The 23,810-nt window shown below is 60.3% G+C and carries 18 protein-coding genes; 12 read left to right on the plus strand and 6 right to left on the minus strand.

The window, feature by feature from the left end; translation table 11 throughout:
- Positions 1-35: 35 nt before the first annotated feature.
- The 3 genes from astE to ACZ9XP_RS04700 form a co-directional block, all read right to left on the minus strand.
- Positions 36-1,043: a succinylglutamate desuccinylase gene (gene astE / locus ACZ9XP_RS04690; RefSeq protein WP_465188079.1), complete on the minus strand. Its 1,008-nt coding sequence runs from the start codon at positions 1,041-1,043 to the stop codon at positions 36-38.
- Between the two features lie 96 nt (positions 1,044-1,139).
- On the minus strand, positions 1,140-1,928 hold the full coding sequence (locus tag ACZ9XP_RS04695; RefSeq protein ID WP_147685039.1) for an enoyl-CoA hydratase-related protein: 789 nt from the start codon (positions 1,926-1,928) through the stop codon (positions 1,140-1,142).
- 12 nt (positions 1,929-1,940) lie between these two features.
- Positions 1,941-2,729 (minus strand): alpha/beta fold hydrolase, encoded by a 789-nt coding sequence (locus tag ACZ9XP_RS04700; RefSeq protein ID WP_465188080.1) that lies wholly within the window; start codon positions 2,727-2,729, stop codon positions 1,941-1,943.
- 145 nt (positions 2,730-2,874) lie between these two features.
- Between ACZ9XP_RS04700 and ACZ9XP_RS04705 the strand changes: the two genes are divergently transcribed.
- The 6 genes from ACZ9XP_RS04705 (at position 2,875) to speA (ending at position 11,691) form a co-directional block, all read left to right on the plus strand.
- A complete protein-coding gene (locus ACZ9XP_RS04705) occupies positions 2,875-4,662 on the plus strand; it encodes a GGDEF domain-containing protein (RefSeq protein ID WP_206211238.1) in 1,788 nt (595 codons plus the stop codon).
- A 489-nt stretch (positions 4,663-5,151) separates the two neighbouring features.
- Positions 5,152-6,285 carry a polyamine ABC transporter ATP-binding protein gene (locus ACZ9XP_RS04710; RefSeq protein WP_147685046.1) on the plus strand — a complete coding sequence of 378 codons (1,134 nt, stop codon included), beginning with the start codon at positions 5,152-5,154 and terminating at the stop codon, positions 6,283-6,285.
- 11 nt (positions 6,286-6,296) lie between these two features.
- Positions 6,297-7,214, plus strand: coding sequence for an ABC transporter permease subunit (locus ACZ9XP_RS04715; protein WP_147685049.1), 918 nt, complete (start codon positions 6,297-6,299; stop codon positions 7,212-7,214).
- Complete coding sequence (locus ACZ9XP_RS04720; protein ID WP_147685052.1) at positions 7,207-8,058, plus strand: ABC transporter permease subunit; 852 nt, start codon at positions 7,207-7,209, stop codon at positions 8,056-8,058. Before ACZ9XP_RS04715 ends, ACZ9XP_RS04720 begins: the two co-directional genes overlap by 8 nt.
- A gap of 107 nt (positions 8,059-8,165) precedes the next feature.
- The gene (locus tag ACZ9XP_RS04725) at positions 8,166-9,455 is read left to right on the plus strand and encodes an NAD(P)/FAD-dependent oxidoreductase (RefSeq protein ID WP_147685054.1); all 1,290 of its coding nucleotides are present in this window, start codon (positions 8,166-8,168) and stop codon (positions 9,453-9,455) included.
- 355 nt (positions 9,456-9,810) lie between these two features.
- Positions 9,811-11,691, plus strand: a complete 1,881-nt coding sequence (speA, locus tag ACZ9XP_RS04730; RefSeq protein WP_147685057.1) for an arginine decarboxylase — start codon at positions 9,811-9,813, stop codon at positions 11,689-11,691.
- A gap of 88 nt (positions 11,692-11,779) precedes the next feature.
- Here the strand turns inward: speA and ACZ9XP_RS04735 are convergent, their stop codons facing one another.
- The 3 genes from ACZ9XP_RS04735 to ACZ9XP_RS04745 all read right to left on the minus strand — a co-directional run bounded on the left by ACZ9XP_RS04735 (position 11,780) and on the right by ACZ9XP_RS04745 (position 16,755).
- Positions 11,780-13,255: a methyl-accepting chemotaxis protein gene (locus ACZ9XP_RS04735; protein WP_147685060.1), complete on the minus strand. Its 1,476-nt coding sequence runs from the start codon at positions 13,253-13,255 to the stop codon at positions 11,780-11,782.
- A gap of 209 nt (positions 13,256-13,464) precedes the next feature.
- Entirely contained in the window at positions 13,465-15,555 is a 2,091-nt protein-coding gene (gene pta / locus ACZ9XP_RS04740; protein WP_147685062.1) for a phosphate acetyltransferase, read from the minus strand.
- A gap of 9 nt (positions 15,556-15,564) precedes the next feature.
- A complete protein-coding gene (locus tag ACZ9XP_RS04745; RefSeq protein WP_147685065.1) occupies positions 15,565-16,755 on the minus strand; it encodes an acetate kinase in 1,191 nt (396 codons plus the stop codon).
- 465 nt (positions 16,756-17,220) lie between these two features.
- Between ACZ9XP_RS04745 and ACZ9XP_RS04750 the strand changes: the two genes are divergently transcribed.
- The 6 genes from ACZ9XP_RS04750 (at position 17,221) to ACZ9XP_RS04775 (ending at position 23,514) form a co-directional block, all read left to right on the plus strand.
- On the plus strand, positions 17,221-18,330 hold the full coding sequence (locus tag ACZ9XP_RS04750; RefSeq protein WP_147685068.1) for an aromatic ring-hydroxylating dioxygenase subunit alpha: 1,110 nt from the start codon (positions 17,221-17,223) through the stop codon (positions 18,328-18,330).
- A gap of 169 nt (positions 18,331-18,499) precedes the next feature.
- The gene (locus ACZ9XP_RS04755; protein WP_147685071.1) at positions 18,500-18,928 is read left to right on the plus strand and encodes a hypothetical protein; all 429 of its coding nucleotides are present in this window, start codon (positions 18,500-18,502) and stop codon (positions 18,926-18,928) included.
- A 4-nt stretch (positions 18,929-18,932) separates the two neighbouring features.
- Positions 18,933-19,787, plus strand: a complete 855-nt coding sequence (locus tag ACZ9XP_RS04760; protein WP_147685073.1) for a DMT family transporter — start codon at positions 18,933-18,935, stop codon at positions 19,785-19,787.
- Positions 19,787-20,617 carry an EamA family transporter gene (locus tag ACZ9XP_RS04765; protein WP_240803408.1) on the plus strand — a complete coding sequence of 277 codons (831 nt, stop codon included), beginning with the start codon at positions 19,787-19,789 and terminating at the stop codon, positions 20,615-20,617. Before ACZ9XP_RS04760 ends, ACZ9XP_RS04765 begins: the two co-directional genes overlap by 1 nt.
- A gap of 91 nt (positions 20,618-20,708) precedes the next feature.
- Positions 20,709-21,065: a SpoIIAA family protein gene (locus ACZ9XP_RS04770; RefSeq protein WP_147685076.1), complete on the plus strand. Its 357-nt coding sequence runs from the start codon at positions 20,709-20,711 to the stop codon at positions 21,063-21,065.
- Between the two features lie 142 nt (positions 21,066-21,207).
- A complete protein-coding gene (locus ACZ9XP_RS04775; RefSeq protein WP_147685079.1) occupies positions 21,208-23,514 on the plus strand; it encodes a Tex family protein in 2,307 nt (768 codons plus the stop codon).
- Positions 23,515-23,810: the final 296 nt, after the last annotated feature.

The raw sequence follows: 23,810 nt of genomic DNA on the forward strand, positions 1-23,810 counted from the left end.
CCACAGCTTTTTCCCGATTTGCTGTGGATATCTGTCTAGTCGAGCGTGCTCGGGGCGATGACGATGCCGGCGCGCAGGCCGATGCTGACGCGCGGGTTGGGGAACAGAATGCGTTCGTGGCCACCTTTGGCCAGATGGCGGATAGCGCCGTCTTCGGCAATCAGCATGCCGTCAGGCAGCGCGGTGAAGTTTTCCACATCGTCGGCCAGGTGCAGGACAAAGTCGCCACTGTGCTTGATCAGGTCGTAGCTGGCACGAAACAGTTGTACCTTGCTGGCATCGTAGGCGGGGGTGGCAGGCTGTTGGCCGCTGACCAGCTGGCGCAGTGCCTGGTCTATGCCGGAAAAGCGGCTCAGGTCGTTCTGGCCGAACGGGCGTGCCTTGCCCAGCTCCAGCGTAAAGGCATCTGCCTGGCAGTGCTGGCTGGTGAAGTAGCTGAAGGTGGCCGCGGGCTTGCTGTGTAGCAGCACGGTGCCGATATCGGCCTGGGCCAGCCACATCAGCTGTTCCCGGTTGTGCGGACGCTCGTGCAGGTAGGGGTAGATGGCAAAGCGTTCGAACACCGAGCCGCGGATAGCAGTGTGCAGGTCGTAATGCCGCTTGGCGGCGGTGGCCTGGTGAAAGAACGCCACGGCCAGTTGTTCCAGCTCGGCGGCGCGGGTTGCCTCGGCGGCGGCTGGCTGGCTACAGTGCTGCCCGTTGAACAGGCGGTTCATGTCGTAGTCGATAAAGCGCTTGCCTTGGCGCATGGCCGGCAGGTTGCCCAGCACGATCAGCAAGTGGGCTTGCAGTGGCAGGCTACCCGCCAGCAGATCGTTCACTATGCCAGTCAGCACTTCAATGGGGGCCGTTTCGTTACCGTGTATGCCTGCGGACAGGAGCAGGTGCGGCAGGCTGGCGTCTGGCTGGCTGGGGGAGAGTTGTAACAGTCCATGCCCGTGCCAACGCGCATCAATGCCGTGCTGTTGCCATGTGGCTTGTTGTGGCTGCAGGCCTTGCAGGCTAAGGGAGAGAAAATCCGGGGCGGGTTCAAATGGGCGCATGCTGTTTCCTTATCGGTTTGGCCCATTCTAAACAAAGACCCATGCTGCCATACGCTGGCGGCACGGGTCTGAACGTTGATGGCGCAATCGTGCAAATCAGGGCATCCAGTTGGGTGCCCTTTTTTGCAGATAGGCATAAATGCCTTCGCGGCCCTCTTCGCTGGTGCGTACGCTGGTGATGCGCTCGATGCTGATATCCAGTGCCGCCTGGCTGGTGCCCAGCTGGCTGATGTCGTTTACCAGCTGTTTGGCGGCCACCATGGCTTGTGGGCCGTTGTGCAGCAGGTGGCGCAGAGTCATCTCGAGGCTGGCATCCAGCTCTTCGGCCTCGACTACCTGGTGTACCAGGCCCAGGCGTTTGGCCTTGCCTGCGTTAAAGCGCTCCGCCGTGATGAAGTAGCGCCGCGCCGCTCGCGCGCCGATGGCACGAATGATGTACGGCGCAATGGATGAGGGGATGCTGCCCAGCTTGACCTCCGAAAAGCCGAACAGGCTGTCGGTGCAGGAAATGGCTACGTCGCAGCACGCCACCAGGCCTACGCCAATGCCGAATGCCGAGCCGTGCACCTTGGCAATGGTGGGCTTAGGCAAGGTATCCAGTACCACCATCAGCTCGGCCAGCAGGCGTGCTTGTTGTTGCAATGTGGCATCGTCGGCGGTGTTGAGCCTTTCCAGCCATTGCATGTCGTGCCCGGTAGAGAAGTTCATGCCGCTGCCGGTCAGGACGATGGCGCGAATGGACGGGTCGCGGCCCAGCTCTTTCAGCTCGCGGGTGAGGCGCAGTGCCAGGGTGTCATCGACGGCGTTATGCAGCTCAGGCCGGTTGAGTGACAGCGTGGCAATGTTTCGATCGTCTACAGACAGCAGGATGCAGTCCTGGGCCATGAGAAACCTCCTTTACTGGGTAGCAAACTGGAAAATGTGTTGGCAAAACAGTTGCGGTGCTTCCAGGTGTAGTGCATGGCCGGCGCCGGGCAGTACGCTAAGGCTGGCGCCGGGTATGCCTTGTTGCAGTAGCCTGGCCTGGTAGAGCGGGGTCAAGCGGTCTTCGTCCCCTACGATAATGTGTGTGGGGACAGCAAGGTCACCTAGCCAGCTGCGCGCATCATGCGCCATGACGCCGGCAATGATGCGCTCGATGGCCGCCCACTCTACCGTGGCGGCAATGCGCTTCAGGTCGGGCAGCATGGCTTGGCCTGCCTGCAGGAAGCGGCTGGAAAACAGCCACGGCAAGCTGATGTCAAAGCGTAAGTCAGCACCGCCGGCGGCTTCTGCCTGGGACCAGCTTAACGCAATCTGGGTATTAATGGCATCCGACCACGCTAACGTGGCCGCTAGTAATAAGCGGCCAACCCGCTGCGGGTGGCGGCGGGCAAAATGCTGCGCCACCATGCCGCCATAAGACAGCCCCGCTAGGTAAACCTGATCCAGGCCCAGGTGGTCCAGTAGTGCGGCGGCATCGTCTGCCTGGCGTGTCAGCGCGTAGGCGGGCTGCTCGGTGCGTTCGCTCTGGCCTTGCCCCTGAAAGTCCAGGCGAATCAGCTGGAAGCGCTGCTCCAGCATGGGAGCCATCAGCGTCCATGCCGCCGTGCTCATGGTCAGGCCATTAAACAGCATCAGTGGCTGGCTGCCGTGGCCGCTGACTTCGTAATACAGCTGGCGCTGGTCGATTTGCATGAATGGCATGGTGCGCTCCCTATGCTGTTGTTTTCTCCATTCTAGGCAATTTCATCTGGCCTGCCCGTGCAATGCAGCTTGGGCGCTGGGCCAGGCTGCATTATCTGTCACAAATACCTACTAAAGTGCCGTTGTACTCGATAGCAGGTTCACCATGAATACATGTCTTGATGATGTGACGCTCGCCATGCCACAGCCCGCCCCTAGCCGTGTGCTGCTGGAGAAAATTATCCGCGAAGGCCTGGTGCAGGTTGTGTTTCAGCCCATTGTCTATCTGGCTTCTGGCGAGCTGGTGGGCTACGAGGCGCTCGTGCGTGGGCCATCCGATTCCATTCTGCATTCCCCGGTGGCCTTGTTTGCCTATGCGGCCGAGGCCGGTTTGTCTGCCGTGCTGGATCAGGTGTGCATGGCCGTGGTATTGCGCGAGTTTGCCCGGCAGCAGTTGCCCGGCCAGCTGTTCATGAACGTGATGCCGGACACGCTGCTGTGCGAAGACCTGACGGTAGACGGGCTGCTGGGCATGCTGGCGGTGAGCGGCGTGCCTCCGGAACGGGTGGTGCTGGAGCTGACCGAAACACGGCCCAATGCGGGCTACCCCGTGCTGCGTAAAGTGGTCGATGCCCTGCGCGCCAGTGGCTTGCGGCTGGCGCTGGATGATCTGGGTGAGGGGTATTCGAATTTGCGCTTGTGGAGCGAGTTAAGCCCGGAGCTGGTCAAGCTCGATAAGTATTTTGTTCAAAATATTCACCAGGACCCGATAAAGCTGCAATTTGTCCGCTCACTGGTGGACATGGCACGTGCCGCGGGCTCTACCCTGGTGGCCGAGGGCGTAGAACAGGCCGAAGAGCTGGCCGTGCTACGCGACCTGGGTGTGCTGATGGGGCAGGGCTATCTGATGTCACGCCCGGTGGCCAAGCCGGGCAAAACCACGCGCTACACGCTGCCAGGCTATGCCCCAGTAAGGGTTGGCCGCACGCTGCCACAAGCGCGCAGCCTGCTGCTGCCGGTGCAGGCGCTGCCGGATAGCGCCAATTGCGAGCAGGCCTACAGGCTGTTTGCGGATCAGCCGGATCTGTTTGCCGTGCCGGTGTTGCGGGGCAGCCGGCCAGTGGGACTGTTGTCGCGTCATCACGTGCTGGAGTCATTTGCCAAGCCGTTCAGCCGCGAATTACTGGCCAAGAAGTCCTGCATGACTTTGGCTGATGGCGCACCACTGGTGGTGCCGGCGGATCTGGATATCCAGGCGCTTTCCCATCGTGTGGTGGCGGCGGATCGACGCTACTTGCTGGACGGTTTCATCATTGTGGAGGAAGGCCACTATCTAGGCATGGGTACAGGGCACGACCTGATGCGGGTGATCAGCGAGCAGCAGCTGTTGGCCGCACGCTACGCCAATCCGCTTACCGGTTTGCCCGGTAATGTGCCGATCAGTGACGAAGTGGCCCGCTTGCTGGACGAGGGGCGCAGTTTTGCTGTGGCCTATGTCGACCTGGATCACTTCAAGCCTTTTAACGATCAGTACGGTTATGGTGCAGGCGACGACATGATTCGCCTGTTAGGCACCATTCTGGAATCGGCAGTGGACAGCGCGCGTGATTTTGTCGGCCATGTGGGTGGGGATGATTTTGTGTTGTTGTTGCAAAGCTGCAACTGGGAGCTGCGGTTGCAGCGTGTGTTGCAGCAGTTTGATCAGAGCGTGCTGGCGCTGTTTTCCGAGGGCGACCGCCTGGCTGGCGGGTTTTGCGTGGCGGATCGTCAGGGGCAGGTACGGTTTTTCCCGCTAACCAGCGTGTCTATCGGGGTTTTGCAGGTCAGGCCGGGTTTTTTTGCCTCGCACTATGCGGTGGCATCGGCGGCGACACAGGCCAAAAAAATGGCGAAGAAACAAGATGGTAGCGCTATTTATATCGAAAATGACGTGATGTTCGCGGTAATGCACTAACGGTAGCGAGCTGTTGGAAGGATTAAACGCAGAGGTGGGCAAGCTACCTTTGCTGCGGTGCCCATCCGCTAAAATCGGGTATCTTGCTGTGGTGTTGGCATTTTCATGCTGCGCCGCGGCATTTTTTTTGCTTCGCATGCTGTGCTGGCCCGACTTTTGCATGTGTGTTGTCAATTTTATTAAACATCGGCTAATCTGGTCTGGCTGTCAGGCAAGCGGGCATCATTCTGGTGCGCACGGTGTGTGATGTTTACCCCGCTGAAGGCTTGGTCATGATGTGTCGGTGGTACGGGCCGTGCCGTTTTCCACTAAGGCCCGGCCATGCGGCCAAGGTAAAAATGGACTATCCCGTACCACTCGGTTGCAGTACTTGCCCCCTTGGGCATATTGCTTGGCGGGTTGGCTGCAGGGTAGGGTAGGGTTTGGCCGTTTTGAAACGGCAGAAGTGAACATTACAGGGGGTGATCAACACCCTCGCGAGGATAAATCATGGTGGAAACTGTCAAACAGGCTGCGGCATCCGCACAGGGCGCGCCGTATCTGCGTATTGCCAATGTGGTGAAGAAGTTCGGGGATACCACGGCAGTCGATGGGGTGGATCTGGATATCCGCAAAAACGAGATTTTTGCCCTGCTGGGTAGCTCCGGGTGTGGCAAATCTACCCTGCTGCGCATGCTGGCAGGCATGGAGCGGCCAACCTCCGGCAAGATCATTCTGGATGGCGAAGACATTACGGCACTGGCGCCCTACGATCGTCCCATCAACATGATGTTCCAGAGCTATGCCCTGTTTCCGCACATGAGCGTGGCTGACAACATCGCTTTTGGCCTGAAGCAAGACAAGATGCCCAAGGGCGAGATCGATGCCCGTGTGGCCGAAATGCTGGACTTGGTACAGATGCGCAAGTACGCCAACCGCAAGCCCTACCAGCTGTCCGGTGGCCAGCAGCAGCGTGTGGCGCTGGCACGCAGCCTGGCCAAGCGGCCAAAACTGCTGTTGCTGGACGAACCACTGGGTGCTCTGGATAAAAAGCTGCGCCAGCAAACGCAGCTGGAGCTGGTGAATACGCTGGAGCAGGTGGGGGTGACCTGCATCATGGTGACGCATGATCAGGAAGAGGCCATGACCATGGCCACGCGCATCGGCATCATGAGTGAAGGCCAGCTGCTGCAGATTGGCAGCCCTGCCGAAATCTACGACTACCCCAACTGTCGTTTCACTGCCGAATTTATCGGCGATACCAATATGTTTGCCGGCCCGGTGGTGGTGGACGAGCCCGATAGTGTGGAAATCGACTCGCCCGAGCTGGGTAGCCGTATCCATATCGACCACGGTATTACCGGCCCCAAAGGCATGCAGGTATGGGCGAGTATCCGCCCGGAAGACGTGCACCTGGATGTGGTGCCGCAGCCGGCCGGCCCGAACGTGGCGCGTGGCGAAGTACACGATATCGCTTACCTGGGCAGCTTCTCGGTGTACCACGTGAAGCTGGCGAGCGGCAAAGTGGTGAAATCCATGGTAGCGGCCAACCATTGGCACGAGAACAGTATTACGCCGCCTACCTGGGGTGATACCGTTTATGTGAGCTGGCGCCCAGACATGCCCGTTGTGCTGACCCGGTAAGGAGTAGCGTGATGAATATGTCGCGACTGTTACGCAAGCTGAAGCCAGGCAAAGGGGCGGTCATTGCCGTGCCGTACTTCTGGCTACTGCTGTTCTTCCTGGTGCCGTTCTTCATTGTGTTGAAGATCAGCTTTGCCGAGCAGGATCTGGCCATTCCGCCGTTTACCAGCCTGTTGCAGGTAGAAGACGGCGTCTTGCAAAGCCTTACCCTGTACTTTGGCAACTTCCACTTCATCTTTACCGATGGCCTGTATGCGGCGACCTATCTGTCGTCGCTGAAGGTGGCATTCTTCACCACGGTGATGTGCCTGTTGCTGGGCTACCCCATTGCCTACGCCATTGCGCGCGCTGATCCTGCACGCCGCAATGTGCTGCTGATGCTGGTGATGCTGCCTTTCTGGACATCGTTCCTGCTGCGTGTGTACGCCTGGATGGGGCTGCTCAATGAAACCGGCCTGATCAACAACTTCCTGATGTCGATCGGCCTGATCAGCGAGCCGCTGCACCTGTTCCACAATGACTTCTCGTTGTATCTGGTGATGGTGTATGCCTACTTGCCGTTCATGATCCTGCCGCTGTTCTCGCACCTGGTAAAAATGGACATGCGTCTGCTGGAGGCCGCGGCCGACCTGGGCGCAGGCCCGATCAAGGCTTTCCTGACCATTACCTTGCCGCTGTCCAAGAACGGCATCATTGCCGGCTCGATGATGGTGTTCATCCCGGCAGTCGGCGAGTTCGTGATCCCGGAACTGGTGGGTGGTACCGATACGCTGATGATCGGCAAGGTGCTGTGGAACGAGTTCTTTGACAACAACAACTGGCCGATGGCGTCTGCGGTGGCCATCATCATGGTGCTGATGCTGATCGTGCCGATCGCGCTGCTGCATCGCTACGAGACGCGCGAGCTGGAGGGTAAGGGCAATGCATAACAAACTGTCGCCATTCCTGAAGGGCGTTCTGGTGGTGGGGTTCCTGTTTCTGTATATCCCCATCGTCAGCCTGATCGTGTATTCGTTTAACGAGTCCAAGCTGGTTACCGTGTGGGGCGGCTTTTCCACCAAGTGGTATGTATCGTTGTTTAACAACGAGCAGATCATGTCGGCAGTGAAGCTGTCCATCGAGATCGCGCTGGCCAGCGCGCTGGCTGCCGTAGCGCTGGGCACCATTGCCGGTTTCGTACTGGCCCGGTTCAAGCGCTTTCCCGGTAGCACGCTGTTTGCCGGCATGATGACGGCGCCGATGGTGATGCCGGAGGTGATTACCGGCCTGTCCATGCTGTTGCTGTTCATTTCCATGCAGCAGCTGGTGGGGGTGCCTACCGAGCGCGGCTTCTTCACCATCTGGGTGGGCCATACCACGCTGTGCATGGCCTATGTGGCGGTGGTGGTGCGTTCGCGCCTGCTGGAAATCGACCAGAGCCTGGAAGATGCCGCCATGGACCTGGGTGCGCGGCCACTGAAGATCTTCTTCGTGATCACGCTGCCGCTGGTGTCGCAAGCGATTGCGTCGGGCTTCCTGCTGTCGATGACGCTGTCGCTGGACGATCTGGTGACCACCGCCTTCCTGTCCGGCCCGGGCTCTACCACGCTGCCGCAGGTTATCTTCTCCAAAGTGCGCCTGGGGCTGAACCCGGAGATCAATGCGCTGGCCAGCATTACCGTGCTGGTGGTGGGTGTGGTGGTGCTGCTGGCGAACTACCTGATGCTCAATGCGCAGCGTAACCGCGACAAAGCCATTGCTGCCGCCATGCGTGAAAGCGGCGCGCACAGCTAAGGTGTGATGTTGACCCGACGGCGGTACCTCACGGTGCCGCCGTTTTTCATGCCCGCCGCCTTGCCACGCAGGGTTGGCCGCATTCACTGTTTTGTATCGAGGTCCTTATGCTCTCGTTTGCCCATCAGCCACACGCGCCTTCCTACTATGCTGCCACCGCTACGCCGTGGGTGCCTGCGCCGGCTTTGCAGCGTGATGTGGAGTGTGATGTCTGCGTGGTAGGGGGTGGCCTAGCTGGGGTGTCTGCTGCGCTGAACCTGGCCGAGCAGGGCTTGCGCGTGGTACTGCTGGAAGGCTCGCACATCGGCTTTGGTGCCTCTGGTCGCAATGGCGGGCAGGTCATTGCAGGTTATGCCTGCGATATGGATACCATCAAAGGGCAGCTGGGCCAGGTGGCGGCGCAGCGCTTCTGGCAGATGTCGGTGGAGGCCATCGAGATTATCGAGCAGCGCGTGCGCCAGCACCAGATCGATTGCCAGTGGACACGCGGCTTTTGCAATGTGGCGGTCAAACCAGCTCATCTGGCGAGTTTGCAAGACTGGCAGCGCGAGCTGGCTGATAGCTACGACTACCCGCATTGCGAGCTGTGGAGCAGGGAAAGGTTGGCCGCAGTGCTGGGCTCCGGCCGCTATCAGGGCGGGCTGTTCGACCCCTTGTCCGGCCATATCCATCCCCTGAACTACCTGCTGGGGCTGGCCCGTGCGGCGCGCGAAGCAGGTGTGCAGATCCATGAGCAGACCCCGGTGCAAGCCTTCCGTGCCGGCGAGGCACCGCTGGTGCAATGCAAGCAGGGCACGGTGCGCTGCCGCCAGCTGGTACTGGCCTGCAATGCCTATCTGGGCAAGCTGGTGCCATCGCTGCAAAGCCGCATCATGCCGGTGGGTACCTATGTGATCGCTACCGAGCCGTTGGGCGAGGCGCGCGCGCGTAGTCTTATCGCCAACAATATGGCGGTATGCGACACCAATTTTGTGCTGGATTACTACCGCCTGTCTGCCGACCATCGCCTGCTGTTCGGTGGCAAGGTCAGCTATTCCGGCCGTGAGCCACGCCAGCTGGCGCAGGCCATGCGTGCCGACATGCTGCGCGTGTTTCCGCAGCTGGCCGATGTGGCAGTGGACTACGCCTGGGGTGGCTTCTGCGATATCACCCTTAACCGCGCACCGGATTTTGGCCGCCTGGCATCCAATATCTACTACGCCCAGGGTTTCTCTGGCCATGGTGTGGCCAACACCGGCCTGGCGGGCAAGGTCATCGCCGAGGCCATTGCCGGAGACGATAGCCGCCTGACCCTGTTCGAGCAGCTGCAGCACCGCCGCTTTCCCGGTGGGGCCTTGTTGCGTACCCCCGCATTGGTCCTGGGGATGGCGTGGTACCGTTTGCAAGACTATCTATAAAAATGTGGCGGGCTGGCCTTTCGGGCAAGCCCGTGCTGGCGGGTGTTGAATATCATGCACGTGGTGGAAGCCCGTTTTTCTAGGCTATGCGGGTGCATCAGTTAAAAAACATTCATGTGAAACCGTTATGCTGGGCAAGAGCGCGGCAAGCTGGCAGGCTGGGTGTTAATTAAAATCAACGCCCAAAAATTGTACTTGTCAAGCCGTGTGATGTTGCTAAAATCCGCGCTCGTTTTTGCGGCACCCGCCGCGCACTGCGCGCTCCGACATCCCAGGCCCACATGAAGCTTTCCAGCCCGAAAGCCGCGCACTAAGGAGCAGTTTCCATTTATTGCATAACTAGGGAAATCCTTTCATGGCTTGGACTGTGGCGGATAGCCGTAGCCTGTATGGCATACGGCACTGGGGCGCTGGCTACTTTAATGTCGGCGAAAATGGCTGCGTAAAAGTACGCCCGAATGTACATCAACAACGCGAAATCGACCTGTTCGAGCTGGCGCATACCCTGGGCGACCGTGGCCTGGATATGCCGCTGCTGGTGCGTTTCCCCGATATTCTGCAAGACCGCGTCACCCGCCTGTGTCACGCCTTCAATAACGCGATTGCCAGCCAGGACTATGGCAACCGCTACACCGCCATCTACCCGATCAAGGTGAACCAGCAAGAAGCCGTGGTGAAGAGCATCATCGCCACCCAAGACGTATCCATCGGCCTGGAAGCCGGCTCCAAGCCGGAGCTGATGGCGGTGCTGGCGCTGGCGCCCAAGGGCTGCACCATTGTGTGCAATGGCTACAAAGACCGCGACTTCATCCGCCTGGCACTGATGGGCCAGCGTTTGGGACACGAAGTGTTCGTGGTGATCGAAAAAGAATCCGAAGTGGATTTGCTGATCCAGGAAAGCGCCAAGCTGGGCGTGAAAGCCAACCTGGGTCTGCGCGTGCGCCTGTCTTCGCTGGCATCCAGCAAGTGGGCGGATACCGGTGGCGAGAAAGGCAAGTTCGGCCTGTCCGCTGCGCAGCTGATCTCGGCGGTAGACAAGCTGGTAGCGGCCGGCCACGGTGACAACGTGCGCCTGATGCACTTCCACATGGGCTCGCAGATTGCCAACATTGCCGACTACCGCGCCGGTTTCCGCGAGGCGATCCGTTACTTTGGCGAGCTGCGCGCACTGGGCCTGCCGGTAGACCACGTAGACGTGGGCGGTGGCCTGGGGGTGGACTACGACGGTACCCACTCGCGCAATGCCAGCTCCATCAACTACGACATGGACGAGTACGCCAGCGTGATCGTGTCCATGCTGTCCGAATTCTGCGACGAAAACGGCATTCCGCACCCGCGCATCCTGTCCGAGTCCGGCCGCGCCATGACCGCGCACCACGCCGTGCTGCTGGTCAACGTGACCGACGTGGAGCGCCTGCCCGACACCATGCCGCATATCGATGATTTGTCGGCCTTGTCGCGCCCGGTGCGCAAGCTGGTGGAACTGATGAACCTGACCGACGCAGAGATGGTCACCGAAACCTACTACCGCGCCAGCCACCTGGTGTCCGAAGCGTCCGATATGTACGCCGAAGGCCGCCTGACGCTGAAGGAAAAAGCCATCGCCGAGCAGGTGCATGCTGCACTGTGCCGCCGCCTGCAAGCGCAGCTTACCGCCAGCCAGCGCAGCCAGCGCCAGGTGTACGACGAGCTGACCGACAAGCTGGCCGACAAGTACTTCTGCAACTTCTCGGTATTCCAGAGCCTGCCGGATACCTGGGCCATCGACCAGGTGCTGCCCATTATGCCGATTCACCGTCTGGACGAGCAGCCTACCCGTCGTGCCGTGCTGCAAGACCTGACTTGCGATTCGGATGGCAAGGTGAAGCAGTATGTCGATCAGCAGAGCATCGAAAACAGCATGCCGGTGCACGAAGTAAAAGTAGGGGACGAGTACCTGATCGCCGTGTTCATGGTCGGGGCTTACCAGGAAATCCTGGGCGATATGCACAACCTGTTTGGCGATACCGATTCGGTGAACGTGTACGTGCGCGAAGGCGGCAAAGTGACTTTCGAGGGTGTGGAAGAGCACGACACCATCGAGGACATGCTGCGTTACGTGCACTTGTCGCCAGAAGAGATCCTGAACCGCTACGAGTCCAAGGCGCGGATGGCAGGGCTGAACCAGGAAGAGCGTTCCAGCTACTTTGCCGAGTTCTGCCGCGGTCTGAAGCAGTCGTCCTATCTGAGCGTGTAAGCCAAGGTTGGCCGCAGGCGGCCAACCTTGTCGTAAAAAGCAAAAAGCCACGGTGTTGCCACCGTGGCTTTTTGCTTGCTGCGTGTGGCTAGGCGGTGGTCTTGAACAGCTTTACGCTTTCGCCCAGCTCCGCCATCAGGCTATCCAGGCGCTCGGTGGCCTGGGCAATGGTTTCGGCTTCGCCGGACAGGCTGCGTGTGGCCTCGCCGACGGCGGTGATATTGCCAGTAAAGCGGCTAAAGCCCTGGTTTTGCGATTCTTCTGCTTGCGACACATCGCGCAGCAGTTGTATCAGGCGATGGGTATCCTGAATGATGCCGGCCAAGCGTTGCTGGGCATCTACCGTGTTTTCGCGCCCGCTGCGCATCTGGGCGTTGCCATCGCGAATGGCGTCGATAGCCTGGTTGGTGCCATCCACGATCAGGCGGATTTTGGACTCGATATCCAGTGTGGCGTGCTGGGTGCGTTCGGCCAGCTTGCGCACTTCGTCTGCCACCACGGCAAAGCCGCGGCCCATCTCGCCGGCGCGGGCGGCTTCGATGGCAGCATTCAGCGCCAGCAGGTTGGTCTGGTCGGCAATGTCACGGATCAGCTGCACAATGCCGCTGACTTCGGCACTGCGCTGCCCCAGGTCTTCCATGCGCTCGGCGGCGCGGGCAATCACCTCGCCCGCCTGGTTCAGCTGGCTTACTGCTTTGTCCATGGCTTGGCCGCCGCCATTGGCGGCTTCGCCGGCGTGTACCGCCATGCTGGTAGCGGCTTGCGACTGGCTGGCGTTTTGTGCGGTCACTGCGGCCATACTTTGGGCGGCGCCTACCATGTCGTCAGCACGTTTGCGCTGCTCGCTCATGGTGTGGGCAATCATTTGCGTACTGCTGGCGATCTCGCGGCTTTCGCTGCCGGCTGCCTGGAGCGAGCTGGTCACCTGGGCCATCATCTGCTTCATGGCGGCGGTGGCGTGCTCGGCTTCCTCGCGGGCGGCTTCCAGTTTTTCGAAGGTGCGTGTTTTGGCGCGATCGTAGGCCAGTGCCAGGGTCAGCACGACCAAGGACAAGCCGATCAGGGACTTGGCTTGCAGCTTGGGCAGTTCTTCATGCGGGATGGGGGTGGGGGGGATGTCGCCTGCACCTGACAGGCCGTATATCAGGCCTATCATCAGAAAAGTTACCAGTGTCCACACCACGCCTGCGGTGCGGCCACCGACAAAAATGGCGGCAAACGGTATACAGGCAAACCACATCACACTGGTAGACATGATGCCGCCGTTGACATACACCATCCAGGCCACCATGCAAAACATGGTCAGTATGGTGTACTGGGCCACGGTGCGCAGGGCACCAGTAAGCTTGAGCAGCAAGGGGCCCAGCAGCATCAGCACCCCGCCCAGCACAATGCCGTGCGCCATGGCATCGTGGTGTAGCTTGTAATAAGAAATGGCAAAGAGTGGCGCAATCATGCCGGCCAGCAGGCCGACGCTGACAACCGTGCGTGCGCGGATCAAGTTATCGGGGACTTGCCTGAGTTGATCGGAAATGAACCACTCGGTAAAGGTGTGTAGCGACATTTTCCATCCTCGTTGTGTCGTGCTGAGCTGCGCCAGCTTTAAAAAGTATAGTTATTTTTTTAAGGGTTTCCGTTTGATGCTAAAACAGTTGTTTTAATTGAACAAGCGCAAGCTTGGTTTGCTGGATTTATCGACAGTTTTTATGCGAAAGGCAATGAAAAAACCCGCAGCGGCAAAGCCGGTGCGGGTTGAATGCTAAAAGACTAGCGCTAGTGCTGGTGCAGCTGTTCGGCTTGTATGGCGGTCAGGGCGATGGTGTAGACAATGTCGTCGACTAAAGCACCACGCGATAAGTCGTTTACCGGCTTGCGCAGGCCTTGCAGCATCGGGCCGACTGATACCACGTTGGCCGAACGCTGTACGGCCTTGTAGGTTGTGTTGCCGGTGTTCAGGTCCGGGAAAACAAACACATTGGCACGGCCGGCTACCGGGCTGTCCGGCGCTTTCTGGCGGCCTACCGACTCTACGCTGGCGGCGTCGTACTGCATCGGGCCGTCGATCAGCAAGCCTGGGCGCTTCTCGCGGGCAATGCGGGTGGCTTCGCGTACCTTCTCTACGTCGTCGCCGCTGCCGGAGCTGCCGGTAGAGTACGAAATCATGGCCACGCGCGGCGGGATGCCAAACGCCGCAGCCGAGTCGGCCGACTGGATGGCAATGTCGGCCAGCTCTTCGGCGCTCGGGTCCGGGTTCACCGCGCAGTCGCCATACACCAGTACCTGGTCCGGCATCAGCATGAAGAACACGCTGGACACCAGCTTGGCGTCCGGGGCGGTCTTGATCAGCTGCAGGGCAGGGCGGATGGTGTTGGCCGTGGTGTGTACGGCGCCGGATACCAGGCCGTCCACTTCGTTCAGGGCCAGCATCATGGTACCCAGCACCACGTTGTCTTCCAGCTGGCGCTCGGCCATCGGGGCGCTCAGGCCTTTGCTCTTGCGCAGCTCTACCATAGGGGCCACGTAGCGGCTGCGTACTTCGGCCGGCTCCACGATTTCAACGCCTTCCGGCAGGCTGATGCCTTGTGCCTCGGCCACCTGCAGGATCTCGGCGCGCTCGCCGATCAGTACGCAGTGGGCAATGCCTTTTTCGTGGCAGATGGCTGCGGCTTTGACCGTGCGTGGCTCGTTGCCTTCCGGCAGCACAATGCGTTTGGCCGCATGGCGGGCTTTTTCCATCAGCTGGAAGCGGAACGCAGGCGGCGACAGGCGTTTTTCACGCGTTTGGCCAATGCGCTGCTGCAGCTGGGCCGTGCTCAGACGCTCGGCCACAAACGCTACCACGCGTTCCATGCGCTCCAGGTCGTCGGCAGGCACCTGGCGGCTCATGGCGGCGATCAGCGTGGTGGTATCCAGCGTATTGGTGTCGATGGACAGTACCGGCAGGCCGCTGGTGAAGGCTTTGTGGCACAGCTGCTGGATGCGCTCGTCCGGCTCGGCGTCGCAGGTCAGCAGCAGGCCGGCCAGTGGCACGCCGTTCAGCGTGGCCATGGCGGTGGCCAGGATGATGTCCTCGCGGTCGCCCGGGGTGATGATCAGTGCGCCGGGTTTCAGCAGATGCACGATGTGCGGCACGCTGCGAGCCATCACCGACATGCTGCGTACGCGGCGGCGGGTAAGCTGGCCGGCGTGCAGCAGCTTGGCTTTCAGGTAGTTGGCCACGTCCAGCGTACGCGGTGCCATCAACTCCGGCTCCAGCGGGATACCACCCAGGCAGGGAATGCGGCGCTTCTGGATCAGCTGGCTGGATTCGGCGATCTCGGCCGACAGCTGCTTGATGCTCTGCTCGCCATCCACCCGGTTCAGGATGTAGCCGGCAATGGCGTGGCTACGGCTACCAAAGGCCTGAATGGCGATTTCCAGCTTTTCGGCCAGCTCGTGGCTGGGCTGGGTGTTGGCCGCACCCACCAGAATGATGTCGCATTGCAGCGTGCTGGCCAGCTTGCTGTTGATGTAGGTGGTAAACACGTGCTGCTGGTCTTGTACCAGGCCTTCCACGATCACTACGTCGACATCTTGCGCAGCTTGCTGGTACAGGCTGACGACTTCTTCCATCAGCTGATCCAGCTGGCCCTGGCTCAGCAGGTGCTCGGCACGCTCCATCGGCAGTGGCTCGGGGGCGTTCAGGTGGCACAGTTCGCGGGCAAAGTGTGTGGAACGCTCTGGCTCGTTCGGGTCCAGGCCTTGGGCGATGGGTTTGACAAAGCCTACCTTCAGGCCGTCCTGCTCCAGTGCGCGCACCAAGCCCAGCGACACCGAAGTGAGGCCGGCATCAAAACCGGTCGGTGCAATCAGAAAAGTGTGCATGGCGTGTCCTTATTTGCCCTGTGTCAGTGCAGCGGTATCCAGCGCAATCATCAGTTCTTCATTAGTGTTGATCACCACGGCAGCGGTGCTGTCGGCGTGGCTGATGCGGCCGCTCTTGCCACGGAAGGCGGCATCGTTGGCCGCAGCATCCAGCTGGAAGCCCAGGAAAGCCAGCTTGCCCAGCACATTGGCGCGCACGAAAGGCGAGTTTTCGCCGATGCCGCCGGTAAACAGCAGCACGTCGATGCGGCCCAGTGCCACCACCATGGCGGCGATCTGCTTGGCCAGGCGGTAGCAGAACACTTCCATAGCAATAATCGCACCCACGTGGCCGTTGGCCGCGGCTTCTTCCAGCTCGCGGCAGTCGCTGGACAGCTCGGACAGGCCCAGCAGGCCGGACTGCTTGTTCAGCAGAGCGGTGATGCCGTCTACGTCGGTGTTCAGTGCGCTGGCCAGGTAGCCAAACAGGCCCGGGTCGATATCGCCGGAGCGGGTGCCCATCACCAGGCCTTCCAGCGGGGTCAGGCCCATGCTGGTATCGACCGACTGGCCGTTCAGAATGGCGGCGACCGAGGCGCCATTGCCCAGGTGGGCGCTGACGATAGCGCTGTTATCCAGCGGCAGGCCCAGCATGGCGGCGGCTTCGCCAGCAACAAAGCGGTGGCTGGTGCCGTGGAAACCATAGCGGCGCACGCCGTGCTCGCGGTACAGCGCCATGGGTACGGCGTACAGATAGGCATGCTGCGGCATGGTCTGGTGGAAGGCGGTATCGAACACGGCGACCTGCGGCAGGCCGGGGAAGCAGGCCTGTGCGGTGCGAATGCCCAGCAGGTTGGCCGGGTTGTGCAGCGGTGCCAGGCGGGCGCAGTCTTCGATGGCGGCCAGCACGCTGTCGTCAATCAGGGTGGAGGCGTGGAAGTTTTCGCCGCCGTGTACCACACGGTGGCCAATAGCAGTAATGCTGCCCGTCAGTGCGCGCTCGTCCAGGTAGGACAGGATGGCTTTCATGGCGCCGGCGTGGTCGCCCTGTGCCAGTGTCAGCTCAACCTTCTGGCCAGCCTGTTTGAAAGTGATGCAGGCGCCGGCCATGCCCAGTTTTTCTGCCAGGCCACTCAGGGTGGTTTCCTGGGTGTGGGCGTTGATCAGGGCAAATTTCAGCGACGAGCTGCCGCAGTTGATGACGAGAGTGTGGGTGGTCATGTTCTATCCGTTAGCAGTAAGACATCATGGATGAGTCTGTGCTGGTGTTGCGTGTTCTTTTTATAAAGTGTTTGCACGGTTTGCGAAGCGCTGCCGCAGCCATGCAGGGGGCGCATTATCCTTGTTTGTGATGCATTGCACCATAGGGAAGTTCCTTATCGGCTGCGCCAGGGTAGTATTTCAGGCTTGTCTGACAACATCATGAAAGCAAAAGGGTTTTTGCGCGAAATTTTCAAAGACGCCATTTTGGGTAATTTCGATGGTGCAATCCCTTGACTTGGCACAAAATCCCCGGCAAAAAATACTTGCCCCATGGGGGGATTTGGCCCACAATCCCGCCCCTGAACATTTGGGTGTTGCTTTAAAAGCCCCTGTTCTACCAATGTTTTTTAATAGCTCTCCGTAAACTCGTTAAGAGCGAGATTCGGCTGGTCTTATATCTTCTTCCACGGAGGTGTGGGAATAATGTCTGATCTGGCTTCGTCCCAGTTGCTCAAAGCATCTGCCGCGCAGTTGCCTGTCTTTACTTACTTTGACCCGGCTTATTACGAGCTGGAGCAAAAAATCCTGTTCGCCGATGCCCCGCAATACTACGGCCACGCGCTGATGGTGCCCAACGCGGGCGACTATCACACGCTGGACTGGCAGGGCCACGGCAAAATGCTGAAAAATGTCGATGGTGACATCAAGCTCATTTCCAATGTGTGCCGCCACCGTCAGGCCCTGATTTACAAAGGTCGTGGCAATGGCAACCACATGGTGTGCAACCTGCACGGCTGGACTTACGACGCCGAAGGCAAGCTGCTGGGGGCGCCGCATTTCCCCGAAACACCTTGCCTGAACCTGAACCAGACTGAGCTGACACAGTGGAACGGCCTGCTGTTTGACGCCAAGCGCAATGTGCAGCGCGACCTGGAAAAACTGGGCGTGGCCAAGCACATGACGTTTGAAGGCTTTGCCTACCACAAGTCGTTCACCACCGAATACGACTTCAACTGGAAAACCTTTATCGAGGTGTACTCGGAGGACTACCACGTTGACCCGTTCCACCCGGGCTTGGGCAATTTCGTGAATTGCGCCGACCTGAAATGGGAATGGGGTGACCAGTACCACGTGCAGACGGTGGGCGTAAAAAACCGCCTGGCCCGCTCCGGCAGCAAGGTGTATGGCAAGTGGCACGAAGAGGTGCTCAAGCGTTACGCCGACCAGCAGCCGGAATTTGGTGCCATCTGGCTCACCTACTACCCCAACATCATGGTGGAGTGGTACCCGCACGTACTGGTGGTGAGCGTGGTGATACCGCGCGGCCCGGAAAAGTGCACGGTGATTACCGAGTTTTACTACCCGGAAGACATCATCTGGTTCGAGCCCGATTTTATCGAGGCCGAGCAAGCGGCGTATTTCGAGACGGCAGTCGAAGACGACGAGATTTGCCAGCGCATGCACGAGGGCCGCAAGGCGCTGTGGCTGCGTGGCGAAAGCGAAGTCGGCCCGTATCAATCACCTACCGAAGATGGCATGCAGCACTTCCATGAATTTTACCGTCGTTTGATGGGTGAACATCTGGCTGGCTAATACACCGTCTTATGCGGCACAATACCAAGGCGCGGATATCCGCGCCTTTTTGCTTGCCCAACCACTGCCTATGCCTGCCTGCCGTTGCTGGCCCTTGTTGGCCATCCTGCTTTCATTTCCCCTTGTAATACATGCTGCGCCTTATCGCCACGCTGGCCTCGGTGTGAGCTTGTCCGTGCCCGATGGCTGGAAAGTGCGGCCTGCAGCCGGTGGCGGTTTGCGCGTGGTGCCACCCGCCATGGAAGACCGTGAGCGCAGCGGTGTGACGGTGACGATCTGGCGGGAGCGCCTGCGCGGTAGCAGTGCGCTGGAAAGGTTGGCCGCACGGCACAAGAAAGCGCAGGGTGCGCGCGAGGCGGCGATCCGCGCCCAGCTGGACCGCAAGGCCGGGCGGCTGGTGCTGGAATACCGCGAAGGCGAGTATGTGCAAAGCGGCTTGTGGATTGTCCGCCAGCATCTGAAAGTGGTGCAGCAGGATGGCCGACAGGGCGTGTTTGCCGAATGCGTGGCCAATGCGTCCGAGTATCACCGCTATCGCCGTGCGTTTGCTGATCTGTGTCTGGGGCTGACGGTACGCCCCGTAGCGACGCGGGGTTAGCACCATGGCGAGCTGGTTTGCGCGTTTGGGTTCGGCCTGGATGGTGATTGCCGCCGCTAGCTTTGCCTGCATGAGCTTGCTGGCCGCCATGACCAGCCAGCATATGGGGGCGATCGAGATCTTGTTCTACCGTACGGCCATTGGCCTGGCGGTGCTACTGGTACCGGTGTTACTGGGGCGTGAGCGTGTGGCGACCGTGCATTGGCCGGCCCACTGTCGCCGCAGCATTGCCGGCTACCTGTCTATGGCCATGCTGTTTTATGCGCTGACTCACCTGCCGCTGGCCACCGCGGTGACCTTGAACTACACCTCGTCCCTGTCTTTTGCGGTGTGCTGCGTCTTGCTGCGCGGCGAGCGCTTGTCCCGGCTGGTAAAGCTGGCGCTGCTGCTGGGCTTTGTCGGCATCGTGTTGATCTTGCGGCCAACCTTTCACGCCGGGCAGTGGCTGCCTGGCCTGGTGGGCTTGCTGTCGGGGGCGGGGGCCGGGCTGGCGCTGTTTCATGTGCGCGAGCTGGGCGAGCTGGGCGAGCGCCCCGGCGTGACCGTGTTCTGGCTGTATTGTTTGTCCACCGTGTGCGGGCTGGTGTGGGTCATGCTGCAAGGTGGCTTTACTCCGCTTACCCTGCCAGACCTGGCGGCGCTGCTGGGTGTGGGGCTGCTGGGTTTGCTCGGTCAGCTGGCCATGACCCGCGCCTATAAGGAAGGGCGCAAGTTTGTCGTGTCCAGCCTGGCGTATCTCACCGTGGTGTTCTCTGCGCTCTTGGGGGTGGTGTTTGGCGGCCAGCTGCTGTCGGCCGGGGCCGTGCTGGGGATGTTGATGATTATTGGCTGCGGCATGTTGGCCGCGAAGGGTTCGTAGTGGGTGGTGCGTGGTGGATGGTGCTGGCGGCGGCCAGCTTTGGTGCCATGGGGGTGTTTGTCAAACTGGCCGCAGTCACGCTGGGTACCGTGGAGCTGGTGTTCTGGCGCACGGCGTTTGCCGTGTTGGTGCTGGGTGGGGTGGCCCTGCTGCGCCGGCAGCGCTTTGCCACGCCGCTACTGGGCCAGCATCTCAAGCGCGGCCTGCTCGGTTATGTATCGTTGCTGTGTTACTTCTACGCCATCAGCCATTTGCCGCTGGCTACCGCCGTCACGCTGAACTACACCTCGCCCATGTTCTTGGCTTTGCTGTCGGTGTTGTTGCTGGGCGAGCGTTTGCCGCGTCGTGCTGTGGCCGCCATGGCGCTGGGCTTTACCGGCGTGGTGCTGCTGTTGCGGCCAACCTGGCATGAGCTGGGCTGGTTGTCCGGTGTGCTGGGTTTGCTATCCGGCCTGCTGGCCGGCTGGTCTTACCTGCATGTGCGCGAGCTGGGGCAGGCGGGCGAGGCCGAGTGGCGCACCGTGTTTTACTTTGCGCTCATTTCCACCCTGGGCGGCCTGCTGCTGATGCAGTTTCAAGCCTGGCACCCGTTGACGGCGGCCAACCTGCCCTGGGTGCTGGGTCTGGGGGTAAGCGCCATGGTGGCGCAGCTGGCCATGACCCGCGCCTACAAGGTTGGCCGCAAGCTGCTGGTGGCCAACCTGTCTTATCTGACGGTGGCGTTTTCCGCCCTGTTCGGTGCCGTGCTATGGCAGCATTGGCTGGGTTGGCAAGAGCTGGCGGCCATGAGTTTGATTATTCTCAGCGGTATTCTGGCCAGTCGGCGCTAGAATGAAAACTGACTAAACCAACAGACACCGGGCCGCGCCGGCACAGGGCTGGGCGCAAGGGGGCAAGGTGTCGTAGCGCAAGGAGCACAGCATGATTTCCATTCGCGAGCAGGACTATGGCCTGGACGTGGCGCTGTTTAACGAGTTCACCCTGGCGGATTTCAAACTGCTGGAGCAGGCCTTGCTCAAGCGCGCTGCCGAGCAAGGCAAGCCGGACGTGCTGCTGGATCTGTCCGGCATGAAGGATTTCACCCTGGATATGGCCATTGAAGAGGTGCGTTTCATGCGCGCGCATGAAAACGACTTTGGCCGCTTCGCCATTGTGGCAGACGATGTCTGGGTCAACCTGGCGACCCACCTGTCCGGCTTGCTCACCCATGCCCGGGCGCAATACTTTGAAACCATTGAAGAAGCGCAAGCCTGGCTGCTTGGCCCGCAAGCGCTATAGCGGTTTTTGCCCGGCCACCACGGCAGCCTGCGCGGCTGCCGTTTTTTATTGCCTTTTTTGCTGCAGGCCTCTTCGGTCTTGATTTTCCGGTGTATGCCGTTACAGTAGCGGCTTCCGTTTTCCCAGCAAGAACAAAAAAAGCATGTTGAAAAGTATCGCCAGCCGCCTTGCGGCAGAGCTCGCTGTGCGCGAGGCCCAGGTCACCGCTACTGTTAACCTGATTGACGAAGGCGCCACCGTCCCGTTTATTGCCCGCTACCGTAAAGAAGTGACCGGCGGGCTGGACGATACCCAGCTGCGCCTGCTGGCGGAGCGCCTGGTGTATCTGCGCGAGCTGGACGATCGCCGCGATACCATCCTCAAGAGCATTGCCGAACAGGGCAAGCTCACCCCGCAGCTGGAAGCCGCCCTGTATGGCAGCGACAACAAGACCCAGCTGGAAGACTTGTACCTGCCGTACAAGCCCAAGCGTCGTACCAAGGCCCAGATTGCCCGCGAAGCCGGTCTGGAGCCGCTGGCGGATAGCCTGTTGGCCGACCCGTCGCAGCAGCCAGAGCAAGCCGCCGCCGCGTACATCGACAGTGCCAAAGGGGTCGAGGATGCCAAGGCCGCGCTCGATGGCGCGCGCGCCATCCTGATCGAGCGCTTTGCCGAAGATGCCGAGCTGCTAGGCCAGCTGCGTGAGAAACTGTGGAACGAAGGCGAGCTGGCTGGCAGTGTGGTGCCGGGCAAAGAGCAAGAAGGCGCCAAGTTTGCTGATTACTTCAACCATCGCGAAGCCATCAAGACCACCCCGTCGCACCGCGCGCTGGCACTGTTGCGTGGCCGTAACGAGGGTGTGCTCAGCGTGGCGCTGAAATACCAGCCGGATGAAACACCCATCACCCAGCGCTCGGCGTACGAAGAGCTGATTGCCGCGCGCTTTGGCATCAAGGACGCCGGCCGCGCCGCCGACAAATGGCTGCTGGATGGGGTGCGTCTGTGCTGGCGCGCCAAGATTTTCCTGTCGTTAGAGCTGGAGCTGGTGTCGCGTCTGAAAGACGCTGCCGACGCTGATTCCATCAAGGTATTCGCGGCCAACCTCAAAGACCTGCTGTTGGCCGCCCCCGCTGGCCCGCGCGCCACGCTGGGGCTGGACCCCGGCTTGCGTACCGGCGTAAAAGTGGCCGTGGTGGACAATACCGGCAAGCTGCTGGAAACCACCACCATCTACCCGCACGAGCCGCGCCGTGACTGGGAGCGCTCCATTGCCATACTGGGCGCGTTGGCACATCGCCATCACGTGGATCTGATTGCTATTGGTAACGGTACTGCCAGCCGCGAAACCGACAAGCTGGCGCAAGACCTTATCAAAGCCTTCCCGCAGCTGGGCATGACCAAGATCGTGGTCAGCGAAGCCGGCGCGTCGGTGTATTCCGCCTCCGAGCTGGCAGCAAAAGAGTTTCCCGACCTGGATGTTAGCCTGCGTGGCGCGGTGTCCATTGCCCGCCGCCTGCAAGACCCGTTGGCTGAGTTGGTCAAGATCGACCCCAAATCCATCGGTGTTGGCCAGTACCAGCACGATGTGAACCAAAGCCAGTTGGCGCGCAGCCTGGATGCGGTGGTGGAAGACTGCGTCAACGCGGTGGGGGTGGATGTGAACATGGCCTCGGTGCCGCTGCTCACCCGTATCTCCGGTCTCAACAGCACGCTAGCGGCCAACATCGTGGCGCATCGCGATGCCAACGGCGCCTTCAAATCACGCCGCGAGCTGCTCAAGGTAAGCCGCCTGGGTGAAAAAACCTTTGAGCAAGCTGCTGGCTTCCTGCGCATCGGCAATGGCGACAACCCGCTGGACGCATCGTCGGTCCACCCGGAAGCCTATCCGGTCGTAGAGAAGATCGTGGCGAAAACCGGCCGCCCAGTAAAACAGATCATCGGTGACTCGGCCTTTATCAAAGGGCTGCGTGCATCAGACTACACCGACGAGCGTTTCGGCCTGCCCACCGTCATGGATATCCTGAAAGAGCTGGATAAGCCCGGCCGCGACCCGCGCCCCGAGTTCAAGACCGCTACCTTCCAGGACGGTGTCGAGGATATCAAAGACCTGCAGCCCGGCATGATTCTGGAGGGCGTGGTCACTAACGTGGCCAACTTTGGTGCGTTTGTCGATATCGGCGTGCATCAGGACGGCTTGGTGCACATCTCGGCACTGTCCAGCAAGTTCATCGACGACCCGCGCAAGGTCGTGAAAGCGGGTGATGTGGTGAAAGTCAAAGTGCTGGAGGTGGATGTCCCGCGCAAGCGTATTGCGCTCACCATGCGTCTGGACGACGAAGTGGGTGCTTCCCGCAGCAACGGTGCACCGCGCAGCGAGCCGCGCCGTCAGGGCGGCCGCCCGCAGCAAGCACCCGCCGACCTGGGTGGTGGTGCCATGGCCGCCGCGTTTGCCAAGCTCAAAAAGTCCTGATGGCATCGTAAAAATGCCATAAATCAAAAGTTGGCTGCCTGCGGCCAACTTTTTTGCTTTTTGGTATCGTTGCAAATCAACACCTTAAGCAAATACTTGCAGTTTATTGCGGTGCAAGTGTTGACGCCCTTCGCCCGTCTGGGTATAGTTCGCCTCCTCAGCTGACGATGCAAACGAAACAAGCCAGTCAGCACCGCTCTTTAACAGACCAAATAACCGATAGGTGTAAGTGTCTGGCTAAGCCAAATACTTGCACTGCAAAGATTTAGAGAAACGATGTTTCTTTGAACTTGCGT

It is taken from the genome of Vogesella perlucida, assembly GCF_979366545.1.

What these genes read in the sequence shown, in the direction of transcription:
- ACZ9XP_RS04760 (WP_147685073.1), top strand. Translation starts at nt 18,933, where the DNA reads ATGGCGAGCTGGTTTGCGCGTTTGGGTTCGGCCTGGATGGTGATTGCC.
- ACZ9XP_RS04710 (WP_147685046.1), top strand. Translation starts at nt 5,152, where the DNA reads ATGGTGGAAACTGTCAAACAGGCTGCGGCATCCGCACAGGGCGCGCCG.
- astE (WP_465188079.1), bottom strand. Translation starts at nt 1,043, where the DNA reads ATGCGCCCATTTGAACCCGCCCCGGATTTTCTCTCCCTTAGCCTGCAA.
- ACZ9XP_RS04725 (WP_147685054.1), top strand. Translation starts at nt 8,166, where the DNA reads ATGCTCTCGTTTGCCCATCAGCCACACGCGCCTTCCTACTATGCTGCC.
- ACZ9XP_RS04750 (WP_147685068.1), top strand. Translation starts at nt 17,221, where the DNA reads ATGTCTGATCTGGCTTCGTCCCAGTTGCTCAAAGCATCTGCCGCGCAG.
- ACZ9XP_RS04745 (WP_147685065.1), bottom strand. Translation starts at nt 16,755, where the DNA reads ATGACCACCCACACTCTCGTCATCAACTGCGGCAGCTCGTCGCTGAAA.
- ACZ9XP_RS04715 (WP_147685049.1), top strand. Translation starts at nt 6,297, where the DNA reads ATGAATATGTCGCGACTGTTACGCAAGCTGAAGCCAGGCAAAGGGGCG.
- ACZ9XP_RS04770 (WP_147685076.1), top strand. Translation starts at nt 20,709, where the DNA reads ATGATTTCCATTCGCGAGCAGGACTATGGCCTGGACGTGGCGCTGTTT.
- ACZ9XP_RS04700 (WP_465188080.1), bottom strand. Translation starts at nt 2,729, where the DNA reads ATGCCATTCATGCAAATCGACCAGCGCCAGCTGTATTACGAAGTCAGC.
- ACZ9XP_RS04695 (WP_147685039.1), bottom strand. Translation starts at nt 1,928, where the DNA reads ATGGCCCAGGACTGCATCCTGCTGTCTGTAGACGATCGAAACATTGCC.
- pta (WP_147685062.1), bottom strand. Translation starts at nt 15,555, where the DNA reads ATGCACACTTTTCTGATTGCACCGACCGGTTTTGATGCCGGCCTCACT.
- ACZ9XP_RS04735 (WP_147685060.1), bottom strand. Translation starts at nt 13,255, where the DNA reads ATGTCGCTACACACCTTTACCGAGTGGTTCATTTCCGATCAACTCAGG.
- ACZ9XP_RS04720 (WP_147685052.1), top strand. Translation starts at nt 7,207, where the DNA reads ATGCATAACAAACTGTCGCCATTCCTGAAGGGCGTTCTGGTGGTGGGG.
- ACZ9XP_RS04775 (WP_147685079.1), top strand. Translation starts at nt 21,208, where the DNA reads ATGTTGAAAAGTATCGCCAGCCGCCTTGCGGCAGAGCTCGCTGTGCGC.
- ACZ9XP_RS04705 (WP_206211238.1), top strand. Translation starts at nt 2,875, where the DNA reads ATGAATACATGTCTTGATGATGTGACGCTCGCCATGCCACAGCCCGCC.
- speA (WP_147685057.1), top strand. Translation starts at nt 9,811, where the DNA reads ATGGCTTGGACTGTGGCGGATAGCCGTAGCCTGTATGGCATACGGCAC.